The sequence below is a fragment of the Candidatus Allofournierella merdavium genome (assembly GCF_944382735.1).
GTDB classification, from domain to species: domain Bacteria; phylum Bacillota; class Clostridia; order Oscillospirales; family Ruminococcaceae; genus Allofournierella_A; species Allofournierella_A merdavium.
Genome location: NZ_CALWND010000001.1, coordinates 252,625 through 269,876, shown reverse-complemented (window position 1 = coordinate 269,876; position 17,252 = coordinate 252,625). Strand labels below are relative to the sequence as shown.

Genomic DNA, 17,252 nt, shown 5'->3' with positions numbered 1-17,252 from the left:
AGCAGCAATGGCAGTGAAACAGACGGCAGGCCGGGATTCTCTGGGACAGTTCGCTCCGGAGTTTGCCCGTCTCAACGACGATGTGCTGTTCGGCGAGGTGTGGAGCAGGGAAGAGGCGCTCGGCCTGCGGGACCGCTCCCTGGTCACGGTGGTGGCGCTGATGGCGCAGGGGCTGGTGGACGAATCCTTCCGTTACCACCTGACCACCGCGAAACACAACGGCATCACCCGGGGGGAGATCGCCGAGATCCTCACCCACGCGGCCTTCTACGCCGGCTGGCCGAAGGCGTGGGCAGCCTTCCGCATGGCGAAGGACGTCTGGGCCGACGGGGAGGGCGGCGACGGAAAAGCCCGCCACCAGAGGGAGATGGTGTTTCCCATCGGCGCGCCCAACGACGCCTACGCCCAATACTTTGTGGGCCAAAGTTACCTGGCGCCCCTCTCCACCAGCCAGGTGGGGGCCTATAACGTGACCTTTGAGCCGGGCTGCCGCAACAACTGGCACATCCACCACGCGAAGAGCGGCGGCGGCCAGGTGCTGCTCTGCCTGGCTGGCCGGGGCTGGTACCAGGAGGAGGGCAAGGCGGCCCGGGAACTGCGCCCCGGCGACGTGGTGAACATCCCCGCGGGGGTGAAACACTGGCATGGCGCCGCGGCGGACAGCTGGTTCTCCCATCTGGCGCTGGAGGTGCCCGGCGAGGAGACCCGGAACGAGTGGTGCGAGCCGGTGAGCGAGGCGCAGTATCGGGCGCTGGGATAAAAGGAGGAAAGGCCATGAGCAAACGGGTACTTGTCATCTCCACCAGCCTGCGGCCCGGCTCCAATCCCGAGCTGCTGGCGCGGCAGTTCGCCCAGGGGGCGCAGGAGGCGGGGCACACGGTGGAAATGATCTCGCTGGCGGGCAGAGACATCCGCTTCTGCAAGGGCTGCCTTGCCTGCCAGACCACCGGCCGCTGCGTCATCCGCGATGACGCGGACACCATCGTGCAGGAAAAGATGCTCCATGCCGATGTGCTGGCCTTCGCCACCCCCATCTACTACTATGGGATGAGCGGCCAGATGAAGACCCTGCTGGACCGGGCGAACCCGCTCTATTCCGCCGACTATGCCTTTCGGCAGGTATGGCTGCTGGCCTGTGCCGCCGAGGAGGGGGACGAGGTCTGGCAGCGGGCCGCCGCGGGCCTGGGCGGCTGGATCGAGTGCTTTCCCAAGGCCAGGCTGGCCGGGGTCATTTTTGGCGGCGGCGTCACCGGGCCGGGCGAAGTGCAAAGCGGCGCGGCCATGCGGCAAGCCCTGGACGCGGGGCGGTCGCTGTGAGCCGGGCAGGATGGCCGGGGCGGCTGCGGCGTGTGCTCCCGGCGCTGGCATTGACGCTGTTTCTGGCAGGATGCGGCGGGGGCGACCCGCCGCCGGCGCTGCCGGACTCCGCGCCCGACCAGACGGCCGCACCCTTTGTGTCAGATTCGCTGCCGCCGAAGGATGCCGACGGGGCGCAGCCGGAGGGCGGAGGATCGGGCAGCCGGAAAGACGCCCCGCAGGGCACCGATGAACCGGGCGCGGCCGGGTCCGCCGCCCCGCAGGAGGAGGAATCAGCAGTGTTGTACATCCAGATCGGGGACAAAACGTTCACCGCGGCGCTGGAACAAAACCCTTCCGCCCGGGCGCTGGCGGCGCTGCTGGAGGAGGGTCCCGTTACCATTGAGGCGGAAAACTTCGGCGGCTTTGAAAAGGTGGGCGCGCTGCCCCAGGCGCTGCCCCGCAGCGATGTGCAGACCACCGCGCAGCCCGGCGACGTGATGCTCTATCAGGGGGATTCCATCGTGCTGTTCTATGGCAGCAACAGCTGGGCTTACACAAAGCTGGGCCGTATCACCGACACCGCAGGGCTGGAAGAAGCCCTCTCCGGTGACGAGACATCCCTGACCCTCTCGCTGGAGCCCTGAGGGACGCGGCGCACACGGGCGGATCACCGCGCACGGCTTCCCCCAAGACTGCCGCGCATAGCCGCCGCCTCGGCTGCATACCCTACAAGGGGGGAATGCAGCATGAAACAATCATTTCCATGGAAGACCTACGCCGGCTGGATCCTTCTGGCCGAGGCGGTGGGCGGCCTTTCCGGCTGGCTGACGCGGGAGGGGGCGCGGCGATACAGCGAAAGCGTTGCCCAGCCGCCCCTCTCGCCGCCACCCATCGTCTTTCCCGTTGTCTGGGGCATTCTGTTCGCGCTGATGGGGGTCAGCGCGGCGCGCATCTGGCTGGCGCCTGCCTCCCATGACCGGCGGCTGGGCCTAGGGCTGTTTTTCGGGCAGCTGGGCTTCAACTTTCTTTGGAGCATCATCTTCTTTAATCTCCAGTGGTTCGGGTTCGCCCTGTTGTGGCTGATCGTGCTGTGGGCGCTCATCGCGGCCATGGTGCTGGTTTTCTGTCGGACGGATGTGGCGGCGGCAGGTCTGCAGCTGCCCTATCTTCTGTGGGTGGCCTTCGCGGGGTATCTCAACGCCGGGGTTTGGCTGCTCAATATGTAAAAAAGGATGGACCCGGCCGGGTCCATCCTTTTTTGCTCACATCTCGATGCCGGTGCGGGCGGGCAGCCCGCTCTGAAAGTAGTGCCGTACCTCGCCCATCTCGGTGACCAGATCCGCCCGCTGGCACACGGCTTCGGCGGCCCAGCGCCCGGTGAACACCAGTTCGGTGCGCTCCGGGCGCTCGTTCATCAGCCGCAGCAGGTCGTTGGTGGTCAGCAGGCCCAGATGCTCCGCCACCAGGATCTCGTCCAGCACCACCAGGTCGTACCGGCCGCTGCGCAGCGCCGCCCGGGCCTTCTCGTAACCTGCCCGTGCGCAGGCGGCGTCCCGCTCGCGGTCCGGGCCGGAGAGCTCCTCGCCGCTGCCGTATTGTTCCGCCGTGACGGCGTGGCTCAAAAACTCCTTCAGTGCCCGCGCCTCGCTGGTCGAGCCATGCTTCATGAACTGGCCGAAGTAACTCTCCATTCCCGCGCCGGCGGCCCGCAGCATCAGCCCCAGCGCCGCGGTGGTCTTGCCCTTGCCGTTGCCGGTATACACCTGCACCTTGCCCACAGAAAGCTTGTTCATAACGCTCCTCCTTGCCGGGGATGGTTTTCCCGGCTGTTTTGCACAGCGCCGCCCAAAAAAAAGCGGGCCGCCCGGTCACGGAGGGCCGGGAAACCCGCGCGTTCGCCCCGTGCCGGCGGTCAGGGCAGACGCCGAACAGGGCTATCGTATCACAGAGATGCAGAAAAATCAATCGGATCGGCCCGTCGGCTCACAGCAGACGCTGTTCCGGCAGGCAGGCGGCCAACTCGTCCCGGGCGGCCTGGGCGGCCTGGTACATGTCAGAGGAGATGAAGCGGCCCACATCCGAGGCCAGCGCCCGGAGCGTGCGGTCCAGCCGGTCGGGGTACCCATGGAAATAGTTCATGTACCCCATGCAGCGGGTGGCGGTGCGCACCAGCTGCGCGCTCAGGGGCAGCGGGCCGGGAAGCGCTTCTGTGGGATAGCCGGTCCCATCGTAATTTTTGTGATGCAGATAGGTGATCTCGGCGGCGTAGCGGGCCAGCGGCTGTCCGCTGCTGGGCCCGGTGGTGAACAGGGCGTGGCCCAGGGTGATGTGGCGGAAGTAGATCTCCTGCCCCGCGCCGCCCTGATCCTGCCCCTGTTCGATCACACTGTCGGGGATCCCCAGCAGGCCCACGTCGCAATAGGTGGCGGCCCGGCCGATCAGGCGGGCGTCCTCCTCGGTGAGCCCGCAGCCCGGGTCTGTTTTCCGCAGGCCGTTGGCAAAGGCCTCGGTGATGCGGCTGAGCACATGGTACTTGTCGGAGGCCAGGCCGGGCCGGGCCTGGAAAAACAATTCCAGCAACCGGTCCCAGTAGTCCTCCGTGAGGGGCAGGCCCGCCGGGTCCGGCGTGTCGGAATCTGCCTCCGGCCGGCCGTCCGCGTCGTCCAGGATCGTGGTGCCGGAGGGCCAGGTGCGCCGTACCGCGGCGCAGACCCGCTCCTGCAGGGTCAGCGGATCCACCGGCTTCACCAGAAAATCGGTGGCGCCCTTGGCCACCGCGGTCAGCACGTTCTCCTCCTTTGCGTCGGAGGTGACCAGAATCACCGGAAGTTCCGCCGTTTCCTGGTTGGCCTGCAGCTGCTGCAGCACCTGGAAGCCCGCGCCCCGGCGCCCCAGGCAGATGTCCAACAGCACCACACAGACACTCTTGGGATCGCGATGGATGCGGGCGAGAGCGGGGCGCGCCTCCTCAAAGCACTCCACATGGAACAGTTGCTTGAAGATTGCGCGCATGACAGTCAGGTCCAAAGGCGATTCGTCGATCACCAGCAAAGTATCTCGGGCCATGGGGGTCCTCCTTTTGGGAAAATGAATCGTTGAAACGGCGGGAACCGTCCGGTGGGGCGATGATCGCCAGGGAAATGGGGCCGGCGGGAGGGCACGGCCCAACGCTGCTCAAAGGCGGCCCGGACGAAAAACGCCACGGCAGCAAAGCGCACAAACGCCGGAACCCCTGTTTCAGGGCTCCGGCATCTGTTTTTCCGCAAGCGGGGCGGTGTGCTCCGCCAGGACCGATTCCAGCTCGGCCACCAGCAGGGCGGGCGCCGTGTCCGCCGCGTTCTGGTTGATACTTGCTGCCTTTTGCAACTCACTGCGCAGGATCAGCACATCTTTCGGCGCGCTGACGCCGATGTTCACCTGGCCGCTCGACTCCACAGAAAGGATCGTGATGCTGATCTCATCCCCGATCATCAGTGACTCACCGGCTTTTCGACTGAGGACCAGCAATCACTCCACCTCCCCGTTGGAAAATTCGTCCAAACGATGACGCATATGATAGGCGTCGGTGTCCAGAATGACCTGAACGGCGCGATGGAGATCGGGGTTGACCACCACGGGGCAGCGCAGATTGACCGTGCTCTCGCCCACGGGTTCACGGGCCACGCACATCACATAATAGCACAGTTCATGGCTTTGGGAGACACCCATCAACTTGAGCTCTTCAGGGGAGAGCACCGGCGCGTAGTCCGGCTTCAGAGAGAAGGGGTTCATCAGGATGAACGCGGGCGAAGGGCCGGCAACGCTTTGCAGGCAAAGCATATTCCCATTGCTGCCGGAGAAGGGGAGGAGCAGAAAACGCTTTTCCGCCTCAAACCCGAACAGACCGTTGGGAAACTCCAGCACGTCCGCCTCGTTGTAATCAATGCGTCCAAAATATTTTGTGTCCAGCTGCAAAGCGGTTCCTCCTCTTGTGGGTGCGCCGGGATCAGGCGTTCACGTCCACAGGCTCATAATCGGGGTCAGAGGAAGGCGGCACATAAAGAGGCCCGCCAACGTATTTGATGATCACGTCGGGGCGCTGCGTCATGGTGAACTCGATGTCGCCGGGCACAAAGGTGAAACTCATCTTTTCCATGCGCCAGTCGAAATTCAGTTTGTCCATCTCGTAGCGGATGCTCATCTCGCCGCCGTCCCAGCTGATGTCGGGGCTGGCGCCGGGCAGGAAGTTGATGTTCAGATTGGTCATCTGCCCGAGGTTCTGCTGTTTGGCCAGTTGGGGGATAACGTCCTGATCAATGCGCGCTTCCATCATCATACGGCCCTCCCGTGCAAGAACGGCGGTGGCCTGGTAGGCGCCTTCCACGCCGGCCTGCGCCTGCTGGCGCATTACAGTGGCGGTGGTGGGCATCACGGAATTGCGGGCCTCGAAGGTGTCGATGTTCACGCGGATGGGCTGGCTGCGGATGCTCAGGCCGCCCTTGTCGCGGGAGATCTCCATCTGAGCGGTCCCTCGGGCATATTCCAGACGTGCCGGGGTGATCTTCATTTCGATCTCGATGGGGACCGTTTTGATCTCAATAAGAGGATACATGACACCGAAAACTCCTTTCATGCGCAATGCGCGGATTCATCGGTCCCGGACCCCTGCTTAATTCAGGTAATCCATCAGGGACTGGGGTACTACATTGGCGCCGACCTGCAGGGCGGCGTTGAAGCTGGTCTGCATCGCGACAAGAGCCAGGATGGCTTCCGTCTGGTCCACCTTCTCGATGCTCACCAGCTCGTTGTTGAGGGCGGAGAGGGAGCTTTCCAGCTGCGATTTGTTGGTCTCCAGATACTTCGACTGGGTGTCCAGCACAACGTGCTGCGCGCTCAGCTCCTCCTGCGCGGCGTTGAACTTGTCCAGCAGCCGCTCGGCATCCGCCTGATTGCCGGCAGGGCCCCACTCCATCGTATCCTCGTTGAAGCCCTTGAAGATCTCGGACAGGCGCACCATGATGGAGACGATGTTGGTGGGATCGCCGTCCGCGTCCACGCCGTAGCCGCCGATCAGATCGGTGCCGGAGATGGCGGCGTCAAAGGCGGTGGAGTCCAGCACCTGACCGTTCCCGTCCAGCGTGAAACCGATGCCGATGTCCACATACAGATGCTCGTCGGACCATTTCTGCAGCATTTCGGCGTTGGTGTAGTTGCCGGTAGCGGGAGGGTCTTTGGGAACGGGCTTGCCGTTTTCGTCCTTGTACTCCTGCTTCAGCGTGTTCGGGTCGTCGATGCGCACGCCCCGGTAGGTGACATAGGTCTTGTCGCCCTCGGTCTCCAGCGCGAAGGGCGGGTTCTGGGTGTCCGCGCCGTTGAACAAAAACTGGTTGTCATAGCGGCCGTTCAGGCTCTGGATCATCGCCTCCGCGCCGGAATAGATGATGTCGCCCTGGGTGTTCGCCGTGCTCAGGTTGGTCTTGTTCAGCGCCTTCAGGATGGGCGCCTTGGCCAGGTCGTTGGTCAGTTTGTCGATCATGTCGTCGGCCACGTCCCAGGCGGTAGAGAACTTGTTCAGCACGGTGGTGTTGTTGGCGTACTGGGCGTTGGTGGCGTTGAGGGAACTGTGGATCTTGAACGCCCGGGTGGCCGCGGCGGGGTCGGCCGCGTAGGAGTCGAAGTTGCGGCCGGTCATCATGGTGTTCATGGCCGCATACAGCTGGTTGGTGGTCTTCAGAAGGTTTTTCTGATAGGTATACAGGGTGGAATTGGTCGTTACGCGCATCATAGTTCAATCACCTCGAAAAAAGCGGGAGCGCAGCGTTAAACGGTCCCGTTGATCAGAGAGTCCAAAGCTTCTTCCATCACGGTCAGCAGGCGGCAGGCGGCGGTGTAAGCCTTCTGATAGGTCATCAGGCTGGTCGCCTCGTCGTTCAGGTCCACACCCATGACGCCCTCCCGGTCCACGTAAATGTCGTTCGCGGTGATGGTGTAGTTGTTGAGCACGGAATCCGTGGCCATCTGGTCCTTCGCCAGGGTGGACTGGATCTTCAGGAGCATATCCTCAAAGGTGCCCTGATAGGGGTCGCCCTGCGCGTCGCCCACGATGTCCTTGGGGTTAAACGACTGCTTTTCATCGAAAAGAGCAAGGAACTTCGCCAGATTGGACACATCGCCGCTGGCCGCGTGGGCATCGGCGGTGGCCTGGATGGAGATCGTCTCGTTCAGCCAGCCCTGCGACACCGAGATGTTGGAGGCGTTGATGGTGATCGTGTTGCCGCCAACGGTCTGTTGGTCGTCATTGGTGTTGCTGCTGATGCTGAACAGGTTGCCCGCGCCGTCAAGGCCGGTCTGGTTCAGCGCGTTCATCTGGGTGGCAAACTCAAAGGCCAGCGAATCCAGCATCTTCTGGTAGTAGGGGATGCCCCGCTTCGACGCGGCGTCGGGATCCATCGCGGCATCCGCCGCGCTGGAGAAATCGCCCTCCTCGGTGAGCAGTTCCCGAATGGACTGGAGCGAGCCATACAGGTCGGTGTCGCCGATGTTCGCGCCCATGTCACCCACAAGCTGCTTCTGCCCGAGGGGATCGGTGAGCGGACCCAGCGTCAGCAGGTAGTTGTCGTTGGGCGCTTTCTGCGCGTCGGCGGCGTTGAGGGTGGGATCGCCGTTGACGTCCAGATAGGGCTCGTTGCCCGGGCCCGCAGACAGCGTCGGGTCATAGGCGGGGTTGCGGGCCAGGATCTCCGTGTCCTGGTTGAACTGGGCGGCATACTCGCCGTCCACCAGCGTGTTCTTGTCGCCGGTGGCCAGGCGGATGGTGAGCTTTTCGATCTCGGTGCCGGTGCCGATGGGCTCCATGGAATAAGTCACGTCCACCTTTACGTACTGGCTCAACTCGTCCAGAAGGCGGTTGCGCTCGTCCCGCAGTTCCAGGCCCGGATCGCCCCGGATATCGGAATTGCGGATGGAGACGTTCAGATCCCGGATGTTGCTCAGCAGGCTGTTGACGTAATCTACCTGCTGGTTGAACTTGTCCTCGTAGGTGGTTTTCAGGCCCGCGAGCTTCTCCGCAGAGGAATGGAAGAAGGTGGTCAGCGCCTCGGCGGAGGAGCGGATCAGGGGATCATAGGTGCCCACACCGCCGGTGATGGCATTGCTGATGAGGTCGCGCAGGTCGTTCAGCTGGCTGAGGATCACGCCGTCGTCCTGCTCCAGATCGCCCTTGCCCACTTCGTCCAGAATGGTGGCCAGATCGTTCAGGCCCGCCAGTTTGGTGTTGGCGGAGCCCACATCCGAAGTGGCTTTGCGGTAGGAGATATCCAGGCCCAGATCGCGTATCTGGTCAACGCCCGCGATCACGGCGCCCTGGCCGATCCGGGGGTTATAGATGGAGGCATACCGGTCGTTCACCGAGGGGATCAGGCTGACCTGATTCAACCGCTGGCGGGTATAGCCGGGGGTGTTGATGTTGGTGATATTGTTGCCGGTCACGTCCAGACCCTTCTGGGCGGCGTAGATGCCGAGACGAACCGTGGTAAAAGATCCAAATGTGCCCATGTCATGCTCCTCTCAAACTCGAAGATCGGTTTGCGCCGAGCGGGCGGCGGATGTATCCTGCCGCTTTTCCTGGCGACGATCCAGCTCCTGTTGGATGTGACGCAGATCGGATTCCATCAAGGTGCGGGCAGCGTTTTGCGCGCTGGCGAGCACCTGGTAACTGCGGAGCACGTCCTGTGTGATCTCACTGGCCTGCCGGCGGAATTCGGCGGGGCAGTGATCCGGCAACTCCCGCAGGGAAGCATCCGGCAACCCCAGCTGTGATAGCAGATCGGCCCGCTTGTGCTCGCGGCCGCGCAGATCCAGCGCCGCCGCCTGTTCCTCTTTGATGCACTGATCCAACGCGTCAAAATCAGCCGTTTGGATGGCGGTGAGTTTGCGCTGCTCCAGCGCCGTCAACGAATCCAGGCATTTTTGCAGATCGGCCAGGAAGGAAAGATATTTCTGAAACTCCATAGGCAATCAGCCGCCCTCCTTCATCAAAAGCATCCGGGCGGCGATCTCCCGGGGGTTCGGCTGGTAGGTCCCGTCGCTCACCTGCTGGCGCAGATGCTCCAGATCCTGCGCGCTCACCCGGGAGCGGATCTCCTGGGACATGTGCCCCACCGCCTGTTTCACCCGTTTTTCCGTTGCGTCCAGGCAGGAGGAAAACTGAAACTGATCGTATCGCTGACCCTGACTAACAGTGGCGGAAGTGTCGGGTTTTCTGCTGTAAGAGGCAATGCCGCCCACGGTGCACCCAGTGCCGGCGCCGATTCGCAGTATTGACATCGAAAGCCCTCCCTCTCATTGTATTTGCAGCGTCCGCGCACCACCTGTGCGCGGACGCGCCAAGATTCCTTTCAATCTATATATCGGCCTGAAACGCAGGAAAAATAAGTGGTTGGCGCAAAAACTGAAAAAAGTGCTTGACAATTTTTTTTCGATGGATTATGTTTTTCGTTTTTTGGCCGATATAAGAAATAGAGGAGAATCGTTCCTGTTACCAATTACAATGTGCCGGGGCGCGTCAACACGACCGGCCGGATACGAAAGGGGAAAATAGTTCATGCATTACGAAGTGACTCCCGACCTGGTTACCGGCAATAACCTGATCGACTCGGAACATCGTCAGCTGTTCGCCGCGGTGAACGATCTGATGGATGCCTGCTCTCGCGGCGAGGGCCGCGCCAAGATTGAAAACACCGTGCGGTTTTTGATCGATTATGTGGCCAAGCATTTCCGGGATGAGGAGGATCTGCAGGTGCGCAGCAAGTACCCTGCTTATCCCACCCACAAGGTTTTCCACGACGGATATCGCCGTCAGCTGAGCGATACCGCCCGGGAACTGCTGCAGCAGGGCCCCACGGTGAAGGCGCTGGGCGACCTGAACCGGGTGGTGGGCGTGCTTGTTTCCCACATCCGCACCGAGGATAAGCGCCTGGCAAAGCATGTGAAGGAGCAGGGCAAGTAATCCGTTCATACATAAAAAAGCCAAAAGCCGCCGGCCAGTTTCCTGGCCGGCGGCTTCTTTATGTACGATGAAAGATCAGTTGCCGGAAGGATCCGCACTCACATCGGGGTCGGCATCCTGCCGCAGGGTGAAGCGGCCCACCTGCTCTTTGAGCAGTTGAGACTGGCCGGACAACTCCTCGCTGGCGGCAGCGGATTCCTCCGCGGTGGCCGAGTTGGTCTGCACGACAGAAGAGATCTGGTCGGTGCCTTCGGTGACCTGATGGATGGATTCGGTTTCGCTGACGATGTTTTCCGCCACCTTGTTCATCAGGCCCACGGCTTCCTTGGCGAGTTCCACGGTCTTGTCCAGCGCTTTGCTCACCTCGTCGGTCAGCTGGCTGCCGCGGGTCACATTGTTCATGGAGCGCTCGATCATTTCCTTGGTCTGCTTGGCGGCCTGGTCAGACTTGGAGGCGAGGCTGCGCACCTCGTCCGCCACAACGGCGAAGCCCTTGCCGGCGCTGCCGGCCCGCGCGGCCTCGACTGCGGCGTTCAACGCGAGGATGTTGGTCTGGAAGGCAATGTTTTCGATGGCCTCGATGATCTGGCCGATCTCCTGATGTCCCTTCAGGATGTCCGTCATGGCGGCTTTCAACTCGCCCATCTTCTCGTTGCTGGCAACGACCTGACCGCCGGCCAGGTTGGATTTATCCTGCGCCTGCTTGGCGGCCTCGGCGTTCTCGGCGGCGGAGGTGTTGATATCGTTGATGGTGGCGGAAAGCTCCTGCACCGCGCTGGCCTGCTCGGTAGCGCCCTGGGCCAGGGCCTGCGCGCCGGAAGACACCTGCTCGGAACCGGCGGAGACCTGCTCGGCGGCGGTGTAGATCTGGCTCATGGTGTCGCTCAGCTGGGTGGCCAGGCTGCGCAGGATGACCAGCAGCTGGGACATATCGCCCACATACAGGTCGTGGTGCTGCGAGCGTACGTTCAGGTTGCCGTTGGACATTTCGCCCAGCAGGTAACCGATATCCTCCACCAGGCCGCGCAGCACCCGGACGATCTCGCCGGTGGCCTCGGAGAGCATGCCGATCTCATCCTTGCGGCGGAACTCGGGAATGGGAGAGGACAGGTCGCCCGCCTGCAGCTGCTGGATGCGCTGCACACAAGCGCTGATGGGCTTGCCGATGCTGCCCGAGATCTGCATCGCCAGGAAGACGGTGACGATGATCATCACCACCACCAGGGCAACGATGACCGCGATGTTGCGGTAGGTGGAGGCCATAAAGTCGGAAGTGTTGGCGCTCACACCCACGCTCCAGCCGTCGGTGCCGGACACCGGGCCATAGGCGAGGTACTTGGAGACGCCGCCAATGGTGTAGGTGCCGAAACCGGTCTCACCCTGGCGCATGGCCGCATGCAGGGCGGCAAGGGCGGAAAGGCTGGAATCCGTCTGGGCCTCCTGCTCGATGTTCTGATTGCCAACGGTGTCCATGGTCACATCGGCAATGGTGTTGCCATCCTTGTCCAGCATATAGGCGCCGCTGTTCTCGCTGACCTTGATGGTCGCCATGATGTCATTGAGGAAGGTCTCCTTGGGCACCATGTACACCACACCGGCGATCTGGCCGCCGGGGATGCCGTCCTGCCACAGGGGCGCGGCGACCATGAGGGAGAGTTCACCGGTGATCTTGCTCACGGTGGGCGTGGAGATCCAGGTGTTGCCCTGAATGGCCTGCTGGAAGTATTCCCGGTCGGAATAATTGTTGCCGTCGAACAGGCTGAGACCCGTGGTGGTGAGCACATTGCCGCGCACCATACCATACTCGTCGACCCACTGGTCCAGAATGGCCTGCTTCTGCTCCACCGTGGTCTCCGGGGCAGTCAGGGTGGGCACCATGCCCAGCGCCTCGACCGAGTTGGTGTATGACTGGATCTGATAGGACACATGCTGTGAAGCCTCAGATGCCAGCGCGAGCATACTCTGCTGCAGCGTGGTCTGGCTGCTGAAATAGCTCATGGCGATGCCGGCGCCGCCGCAGATGACGGCCGCCGCCGCGGTCATGGCCAGAAAACAGACCAGGATCTTCTGTCGAATGCTTTTCATGGTTACAAGACTCCCTCCAGGTATTGAGATAGAGTTTACACAGCATCTATTAATTCTTATCGACATTTTTTCACAAAAGAAAAGAGGAAGCGCGGGAAATAATGAAATTTTTTTAAACAATTTTACCCCAGGGGGGACGCCTCGCCCGTTGTGCGGTCCAGCAGGTATACCTGCTGGTCGGGCAGGGTGAGAAGGTAGCTGTGCTGGATCTGGTGGGTCTGGGCGAGATAGACATTCACACACAGGCAGGGCCGGTCGTCCAGCATTACTATGCCGTCCTGCGGGATGACATTGTAATCATCCATGCTGCCCGTGAGGCCAAGATAGGCGGGAGACAGGCTTTTTACATAGGCTACTGCCTCTTCCAGGGTGACCGTGTCGGGCTGCGGCCAGGAGAGATCGGCAGTCTGCACCAGGGAAGGGGTGACCGAACAGGAGGACTCCTCCCACTGGATGCTCAGCACGAACGTCTGTGCAGGGTCGGTGGCGCTGCGGATCGCCGCGGCCTGACCGGACGCGGCGGTAAAATCCGCGGTGCCGCCCGTCTGTGCATCGGCGCCGATCTGGCACTCATAGTCCGTCTCCAGGGCCTCGGTATATGCCTGGGCGGTGCCGGCGCCGTCGGAAAGGCCCGAATAAACATAGGTGATGGTCTCGCCGTCCTCGCCCACCGACTGCTGGAACTGGAACCCTTCGTCCAGCGTGACCAGCGCGTTCAGGGAGGGAAGGCTGTCTTCACCCACAACATAAACCTGCGGCGGTTCCTGCTTTTCAGAACCGCCGCAGGCCGTCAGCAGCGCTGCCAACAGCAGCGCTGCCGCTTTTGTCATACGTTTCATGGAACGTTCACCTCGTCCTCATATCCAATACTGATTTGGTCGCCCTCCTGAAGGACCTGCTGGAAGAGGCAGTCGGAACCGTTCACCTGCAGGGCCACCGGGCCCCGCGCGTTCTTGAAATCAATTCCGGAAAGTTCCAGAAGATCCATCACATAGTGGGGGGTCCCATCTTTTTTGGGGGGGAGAGTCACATCGCGGCCGTTCAGCCGCACCTTGCAGGGGCGGCCGGCCGGAACGGCAGGCAGCGGCTCAGCCGCCTCCGGCGCCGTGGCATGCCCGGCGGCGCGGCCATCCGACTCAGCGGTGGCCGCGGGCGATCCGGCCCCGGGGAGCCCGTGCGCTTCTGCCGTCACGGCGGCGGATGTGCCCACGTCTGCGGGGGCGGCAGCCTCCGCAGAGGCTGCCGCCGTGCCCGGTTCCACAGGCGCGGCAGCCGGCGCGGGTGCGCTTGCCGGGGAAAGAACACCGGCTTCATCCCTCTCGGGGTGCGGACCGGCCCCGGCAGTTTCCGTCGCCTGGCCCGCCAGATCGGCAGGGGAGGCGTCTGTGGCCGCAGCAGGGCGGTCGCCTGACGCGAGCGCCGTGCCGAGGGTCACCACGAACGCGCCGGAAGGCACGGGCGCGTCGGGCGAGGGCCGCTCGCCGTTGATGGTGAGGCGATCGACCTTCAGGCGGCGGGCCAGCTGTTCCGCGGTGAAGCGGCAGTCCTCGCCGGCCTGCGCCGGGGTAAATTCCACCACATCGCCCGGATGGACGATGGCGGAGGGCTGCGCCTCCGCGCCGTTGATGACCAGACGGGCGGGCAGGGCGGGCTGCCCGTAAAAGACGGTGCGCCGCCCGTCCACCTGGATCACCAGCGGTCTGCCGATCCGCCCCAGCAGGTCAAAATAGGTATACCCGTTCATCATCAGCAGATCCATGGCGGAGAGGTCCCCGCTGCGGAAGAGTTTGGCAGGCGCGCCGTTGAGGGTGACGCGGCAGCTGTCGCTGACCAGGCCCAGCCCCGCCGAGACAGCAATGCCCAGCGGGGTGGTGTATTCCGGGTCGTCCAGATCGATGACGTCGGAGCAGGAGGTGGTTTTGAAATGTCCGCCGGCCACTGCCACCCGCTTGGGGTCCATGTCCAGGGCGGACGCCACCGCGGCCTGCAGGCCGGCAAGTTTGCTGCCGCCGCCGGCCAGAAACAGGGCGGAGGGAGCCGCGCCGTTGAGGTCGAGCACATGCTGGGCGATCTCCCGTGCCAGCAGTTCTATGGCCGGGCCCAGCGCCGCCTGCACCTGGGAGAGGGAGCAGGTCTGCTCCTGGCCCAGGATGTCGGTGAAAGTGATTTTTTCGGCCTGCGATAACTGCGCCTTGATGGATTCGGCGGAGTTGTAGTCCACCAGGTATTCCCGCATCAAAGCTTCGGTGATCTCGTCGCCGGCAACGGTGGCCATGGTGTAGCCCACCACGCTGCCATCGCGGCAAACAGCGATATCAGAGGTGCCCGCCCCGATGTCCACAAGGCAGAGGTTCAGCAGGCGCAGGTCGGCCGGAATGGCCGCGTTCAGCGCGGCGATGGGCTCCAGTGTCAGGCTGGCCACCTCCAGGCCCGCCCGGCGCATTACCGCATAGAGGCTGTCGATCACGCCGCCGGGCAGAAAGGTGGCTACCACCTGGGCCTCGATGACGCGGCCGGTATGCCCCAGAAGGCTGGTCAAAGGGTATCCGTCCAGCCGATACTGGGTGGCGGTATACCCCACCAGAAGAAGCTGCTGGCCGTTTTCCTCATCGGTGTGGATGGAGCGTTCCGCCTCGGCCACGGCGGCGGCTTCCAGCTGCGCAACGGTGGCCTCGGTCACCACTTCCGGGGCAGGCAGTTCCCGGGTGCCGCAGCCCTGCGCGGTGCGCAGGGCACGGCCGGCGGCGGCCACACAGGCCCGTTCCAGCCGGCAGCCCGCGTCCTGTTCCAATCGGTCGGTCACAGTCCGCACCGCGGCAGCCACCTGGGCGATATCCTCGATCTGGCCGTCCATCATCACCCGGTGGGCGTGAAGAAGTTTCTCCATGGCCAGAATGCGGACGCGTCCGTCTTCCCGGCGGCCGAGCATGCCGATGACGCTTCTCGTGCCGATGTCCAGGGCATAGATCAGATCCTGTCCTTGGCGGGGAAGGGGGGAGGTCGCAGTCGGTTCAGGCATCGCGCCGACAACTCCTTTCGTGAAATGCGGGGCACATCCCCGGACTTATGGAGATCAATACTTGCTGAAGCGGCTCTCCTCCGCCGCAGGCTGCTCAGCGGCCGGGGCAGCGGTGAAATGGCTGGCGGCCGGCTGAGTGGCGGCGGGCTGGCTGGCGGGTTCCGGCTCAAGGGAGTACCCGGAAGCGCCCCGCAGCTGGAAGCGCTGGACCATCTGCTTCATCATGACCGCCTGGGAGGAGAGCTCCTCGCTGGCGGCGGCGGACTCCTCGCTGGTGGCGGAGTTGGTCTGCACCACAGAGGAGATCTGGTCCACACCGGTGGTCAGCTGATCGATGGCCTCGGCCTCGCTGATGGTGCTCTCGGCCAGCTTCTCCATGTAGTCGATGGCAACGCCGGCGTACTCCACGGTCTTCTGCATGTTGACATCCACGTCCTCCGCCAGTTCGCCGCCGTGCTCCACGGCGGTCATGGAGGACTCGATCAGCTTCTTGGTCTGCTTGGCGGCGTGGTCAGACTTGGAGGCCAGGTTGCGCACCTCGTCCGCCACCACGGCGAAGCCCTTGCCGGCGCTGCCGGCGCGGGCGGCCTCAACGGCGGCGTTCAGCGCCAGGATGTTGGTCTGGAAGGCGATGTTCTCGATGGTCTCGATGATCTTGCCGATGTCCTTCTGGCCGGTGAGGATCTCGCCCATGGCCCGGCGCATCTCCTGCATACGCTCGTTGCTGATGCGCACCTGCTCGGCGGCCTGGTCGGCGCGCTCCTTGGCGGTCTGGGCGGTCTTGCGGTTCTCCTTGGCGGCGTTGTCCAGGTCGTTGATGGTGGCGGACAGCTCCTCCACGGCGCTGGCCTGCTCGGTGGAGCCCTGGGCCAGGGCCTGCGAGCCGCTGGACACCTGGTCGGCGCCGGCGGCCACCTGATCGGCGGCCTGCAGGATGCTGCTCATGGTGTCGTTCAGCTGGTCCAGCAGATAGTCGATGTTCTCCTTGATGGGGGCCAGCTCGCCGGGATACTGCTGGGTGACTTCGCAGGACAGATCGCCGTCGGCCAGCCGCTTGGTGATGCTGACGATGTCCTCAATGGCGTTGTGCAGGGTCTGCTGAGAGCTGCGCACCGCGTTGCAGATGCCGCCGATCTCGTCCTTGGACTCATAGTCCAGCTCGTAGGACAGATCGCCCTGGCTGAACGCCACGACGGCCGCTTCCGCTTTGCGCAGGGGCACCACGATGGAACGCACGGTGTACAGGTTCAGGCTGATGCCCACCACAATGCTCACCGCCACCAGCACGCACAGAATGATCATGTCGCGGGTGGTGCGGCTCTGCAGGCCGGACACCAGAGTGGCGGTATCAGCGTTCAGCTGGTCGATCAGGCTCTGGCCGGTGGTCACCGCCTGGTTCAGCTTGGGCGTGCACTGGTTCTGGATCAGCTGGCTGGCACGGGCGGTGTCGCCGGTCTGAAGCGCGGAGGAGATGTCGCCAAAGGAGGACTCCCAGTCCTGCACGGCCTGCACATACTGGCCGGCCAGACCGTCGCTGCCGGTGTACAGGCTCTGAATGGTCTCCAGGTTCGTGTCGAGGGCGGTCATGGTCGTCTCGATCTCATTCACGGTGGAAGAATTGTAGCCGAACAGGGCCATATCCCGCAGCTGGCGGGCGATGGAGTTGACGTTCATCTCGCTCTCCAGAACGGCCTCGGTGATGGTGACCTGTTCGTTGAGAATGCCGTTAAACTGGCTGCGGGTGGAAAGGATGGTGCTGATGGACACAACGATCATCACCAGCGACAGCAGCAGGGTGATTCCCACCGACAAAAGAATTTTGGTGGCAACACGCTTGTTCTTCATAAGTATTTCCTCCTGATA

18 protein-coding genes are annotated in these 17,252 nt (G+C 63.2%); 5 read left to right on the top strand and 13 right to left on the bottom strand.

Annotated elements, in window-relative coordinates:
• The first annotated feature begins 7 nt into the window (after positions 1-7).
• From ACH2A7_RS01245 to ACH2A7_RS01230, 4 genes are all read left to right on the top strand, one after another.
• The gene (locus ACH2A7_RS01245) at positions 8-760 is read left to right on the top strand and encodes a carboxymuconolactone decarboxylase family protein (RefSeq protein WP_394959250.1); all 753 of its coding nucleotides are present in this window, start codon (positions 8-10) and stop codon (positions 758-760) included.
• Positions 761-774: 14 nt separating this feature from the next.
• Positions 775-1,317: a flavodoxin family protein gene (locus ACH2A7_RS01240; protein ID WP_394959248.1), complete on the top strand. Its 543-nt coding sequence runs from the start codon at positions 775-777 to the stop codon at positions 1,315-1,317.
• A 32-nt stretch (positions 1,318-1,349) separates the two neighbouring features.
• A complete protein-coding gene (locus ACH2A7_RS01235) occupies positions 1,350-1,943 on the top strand; it encodes a cyclophilin-like fold protein (RefSeq protein WP_394959246.1) in 594 nt (197 codons plus the stop codon).
• Between the two features lie 102 nt (positions 1,944-2,045).
• The gene (locus tag ACH2A7_RS01230) at positions 2,046-2,525 is read left to right on the top strand and encodes a TspO/MBR family protein (RefSeq protein ID WP_394959244.1); all 480 of its coding nucleotides are present in this window, start codon (positions 2,046-2,048) and stop codon (positions 2,523-2,525) included.
• A 36-nt stretch (positions 2,526-2,561) separates the two neighbouring features.
• Here ACH2A7_RS01230 and ACH2A7_RS01225 read toward each other — a convergent pair whose 3' ends face one another.
• The 9 genes from ACH2A7_RS01225 to ACH2A7_RS01185 form a co-directional block, all read right to left on the bottom strand.
• Positions 2,562-3,092 carry a cob(I)yrinic acid a,c-diamide adenosyltransferase gene (locus tag ACH2A7_RS01225; protein WP_394959242.1) on the bottom strand — a complete coding sequence of 177 codons (531 nt, stop codon included), beginning with the start codon at positions 3,090-3,092 and terminating at the stop codon, positions 2,562-2,564.
• A 190-nt stretch (positions 3,093-3,282) separates the two neighbouring features.
• The gene (locus ACH2A7_RS01220; RefSeq protein ID WP_394959240.1) at positions 3,283-4,365 is read right to left on the bottom strand and encodes a two-component system response regulator; all 1,083 of its coding nucleotides are present in this window, start codon (positions 4,363-4,365) and stop codon (positions 3,283-3,285) included.
• A 171-nt stretch (positions 4,366-4,536) separates the two neighbouring features.
• Complete coding sequence (gene csrA / locus ACH2A7_RS01215) at positions 4,537-4,806, bottom strand: carbon storage regulator CsrA (protein ID WP_394959238.1); 270 nt, start codon at positions 4,804-4,806, stop codon at positions 4,537-4,539.
• A complete protein-coding gene (fliW, locus tag ACH2A7_RS01210) occupies positions 4,807-5,253 on the bottom strand; it encodes a flagellar assembly protein FliW (RefSeq protein WP_394959236.1) in 447 nt (148 codons plus the stop codon).
• Positions 5,254-5,284: 31 nt separating this feature from the next.
• Positions 5,285-5,890, bottom strand: a complete 606-nt coding sequence (locus ACH2A7_RS01205; protein ID WP_394959234.1) for a DUF6470 family protein — start codon at positions 5,888-5,890, stop codon at positions 5,285-5,287.
• Positions 5,891-5,947: 57 nt separating this feature from the next.
• Positions 5,948-7,063 carry a hypothetical protein gene (locus tag ACH2A7_RS01200; RefSeq protein ID WP_394959232.1) on the bottom strand — a complete coding sequence of 372 codons (1,116 nt, stop codon included), beginning with the start codon at positions 7,061-7,063 and terminating at the stop codon, positions 5,948-5,950.
• Positions 7,064-7,098: 35 nt separating this feature from the next.
• Positions 7,099-8,832: a flagellar hook-associated protein FlgK gene (locus ACH2A7_RS01195; RefSeq protein ID WP_394959230.1), complete on the bottom strand. Its 1,734-nt coding sequence runs from the start codon at positions 8,830-8,832 to the stop codon at positions 7,099-7,101.
• Between the two features lie 12 nt (positions 8,833-8,844).
• Positions 8,845-9,288 carry a flagellar export chaperone FlgN gene (flgN, locus tag ACH2A7_RS01190; RefSeq protein ID WP_394959228.1) on the bottom strand — a complete coding sequence of 148 codons (444 nt, stop codon included), beginning with the start codon at positions 9,286-9,288 and terminating at the stop codon, positions 8,845-8,847.
• A gap of 6 nt (positions 9,289-9,294) precedes the next feature.
• A complete protein-coding gene (locus ACH2A7_RS01185; protein WP_394959226.1) occupies positions 9,295-9,603 on the bottom strand; it encodes a flagellar biosynthesis anti-sigma factor FlgM in 309 nt (102 codons plus the stop codon).
• Positions 9,604-9,880: 277 nt separating this feature from the next.
• Between ACH2A7_RS01185 and ACH2A7_RS01180 the strand changes: the two genes are divergently transcribed.
• Positions 9,881-10,285 carry a bacteriohemerythrin gene (locus tag ACH2A7_RS01180; RefSeq protein ID WP_394959224.1) on the top strand — a complete coding sequence of 135 codons (405 nt, stop codon included), beginning with the start codon at positions 9,881-9,883 and terminating at the stop codon, positions 10,283-10,285.
• Between the two features lie 75 nt (positions 10,286-10,360).
• Here ACH2A7_RS01180 and ACH2A7_RS01175 read toward each other — a convergent pair whose 3' ends face one another.
• The 4 genes from ACH2A7_RS01175 to ACH2A7_RS01160 all read right to left on the bottom strand — a co-directional run bounded on the left by ACH2A7_RS01175 (position 10,361) and on the right by ACH2A7_RS01160 (position 17,234).
• Positions 10,361-12,370, bottom strand: coding sequence for a methyl-accepting chemotaxis protein (locus ACH2A7_RS01175; protein ID WP_394959223.1), 2,010 nt, complete (start codon positions 12,368-12,370; stop codon positions 10,361-10,363).
• 122 nt (positions 12,371-12,492) lie between these two features.
• Positions 12,493-13,209: a hypothetical protein gene (locus ACH2A7_RS01170; protein WP_394959221.1), complete on the bottom strand. Its 717-nt coding sequence runs from the start codon at positions 13,207-13,209 to the stop codon at positions 12,493-12,495.
• Positions 13,206-15,389 (bottom strand): cell division protein FtsA, encoded by a 2,184-nt coding sequence (locus ACH2A7_RS01165; protein WP_394959219.1) that lies wholly within the window; start codon positions 15,387-15,389, stop codon positions 13,206-13,208. The genes ACH2A7_RS01170 and ACH2A7_RS01165 overlap by 4 nt, the downstream gene beginning before the upstream one ends.
• A gap of 54 nt (positions 15,390-15,443) precedes the next feature.
• The gene (locus tag ACH2A7_RS01160) at positions 15,444-17,234 is read right to left on the bottom strand and encodes a methyl-accepting chemotaxis protein (RefSeq protein WP_394959217.1); all 1,791 of its coding nucleotides are present in this window, start codon (positions 17,232-17,234) and stop codon (positions 15,444-15,446) included.
• Between the last annotated feature and the right edge of the window lie 18 nt (positions 17,235-17,252).

Coding starts and splice junctions, on each gene's coding strand:
- ACH2A7_RS01245 (WP_394959250.1), top strand. CDS start 8: ATGGCAGTGAAACAGACGGCAGGCCGGGATTCTCTGGGACAGTTCGCT.
- ACH2A7_RS01240 (WP_394959248.1), top strand. CDS start 775: ATGAGCAAACGGGTACTTGTCATCTCCACCAGCCTGCGGCCCGGCTCC.
- ACH2A7_RS01230 (WP_394959244.1), top strand. CDS start 2,046: ATGAAACAATCATTTCCATGGAAGACCTACGCCGGCTGGATCCTTCTG.
- ACH2A7_RS01225 (WP_394959242.1), bottom strand. CDS start 3,092: ATGAACAAGCTTTCTGTGGGCAAGGTGCAGGTGTATACCGGCAACGGC.
- ACH2A7_RS01220 (WP_394959240.1), bottom strand. CDS start 4,365: ATGGCCCGAGATACTTTGCTGGTGATCGACGAATCGCCTTTGGACCTG.
- ACH2A7_RS01205 (WP_394959234.1), bottom strand. CDS start 5,890: ATGTATCCTCTTATTGAGATCAAAACGGTCCCCATCGAGATCGAAATG.
- ACH2A7_RS01200 (WP_394959232.1), bottom strand. CDS start 7,063: ATGATGCGCGTAACGACCAATTCCACCCTGTATACCTATCAGAAAAAC.
- ACH2A7_RS01195 (WP_394959230.1), bottom strand. CDS start 8,832: ATGGGCACATTTGGATCTTTTACCACGGTTCGTCTCGGCATCTACGCC.
- flgN (WP_394959228.1), bottom strand. CDS start 9,288: ATGGAGTTTCAGAAATATCTTTCCTTCCTGGCCGATCTGCAAAAATGC.
- ACH2A7_RS01185 (WP_394959226.1), bottom strand. CDS start 9,603: ATGTCAATACTGCGAATCGGCGCCGGCACTGGGTGCACCGTGGGCGGC.
- ACH2A7_RS01180 (WP_394959224.1), top strand. CDS start 9,881: ATGCATTACGAAGTGACTCCCGACCTGGTTACCGGCAATAACCTGATC.
- ACH2A7_RS01175 (WP_394959223.1), bottom strand. CDS start 12,370: ATGAAAAGCATTCGACAGAAGATCCTGGTCTGTTTTCTGGCCATGACC.
- ACH2A7_RS01170 (WP_394959221.1), bottom strand. CDS start 13,209: ATGAAACGTATGACAAAAGCGGCAGCGCTGCTGTTGGCAGCGCTGCTG.
- ACH2A7_RS01165 (WP_394959219.1), bottom strand. CDS start 15,389: ATGCCTGAACCGACTGCGACCTCCCCCCTTCCCCGCCAAGGACAGGAT.
- ACH2A7_RS01160 (WP_394959217.1), bottom strand. CDS start 17,234: ATGAAGAACAAGCGTGTTGCCACCAAAATTCTTTTGTCGGTGGGAATC.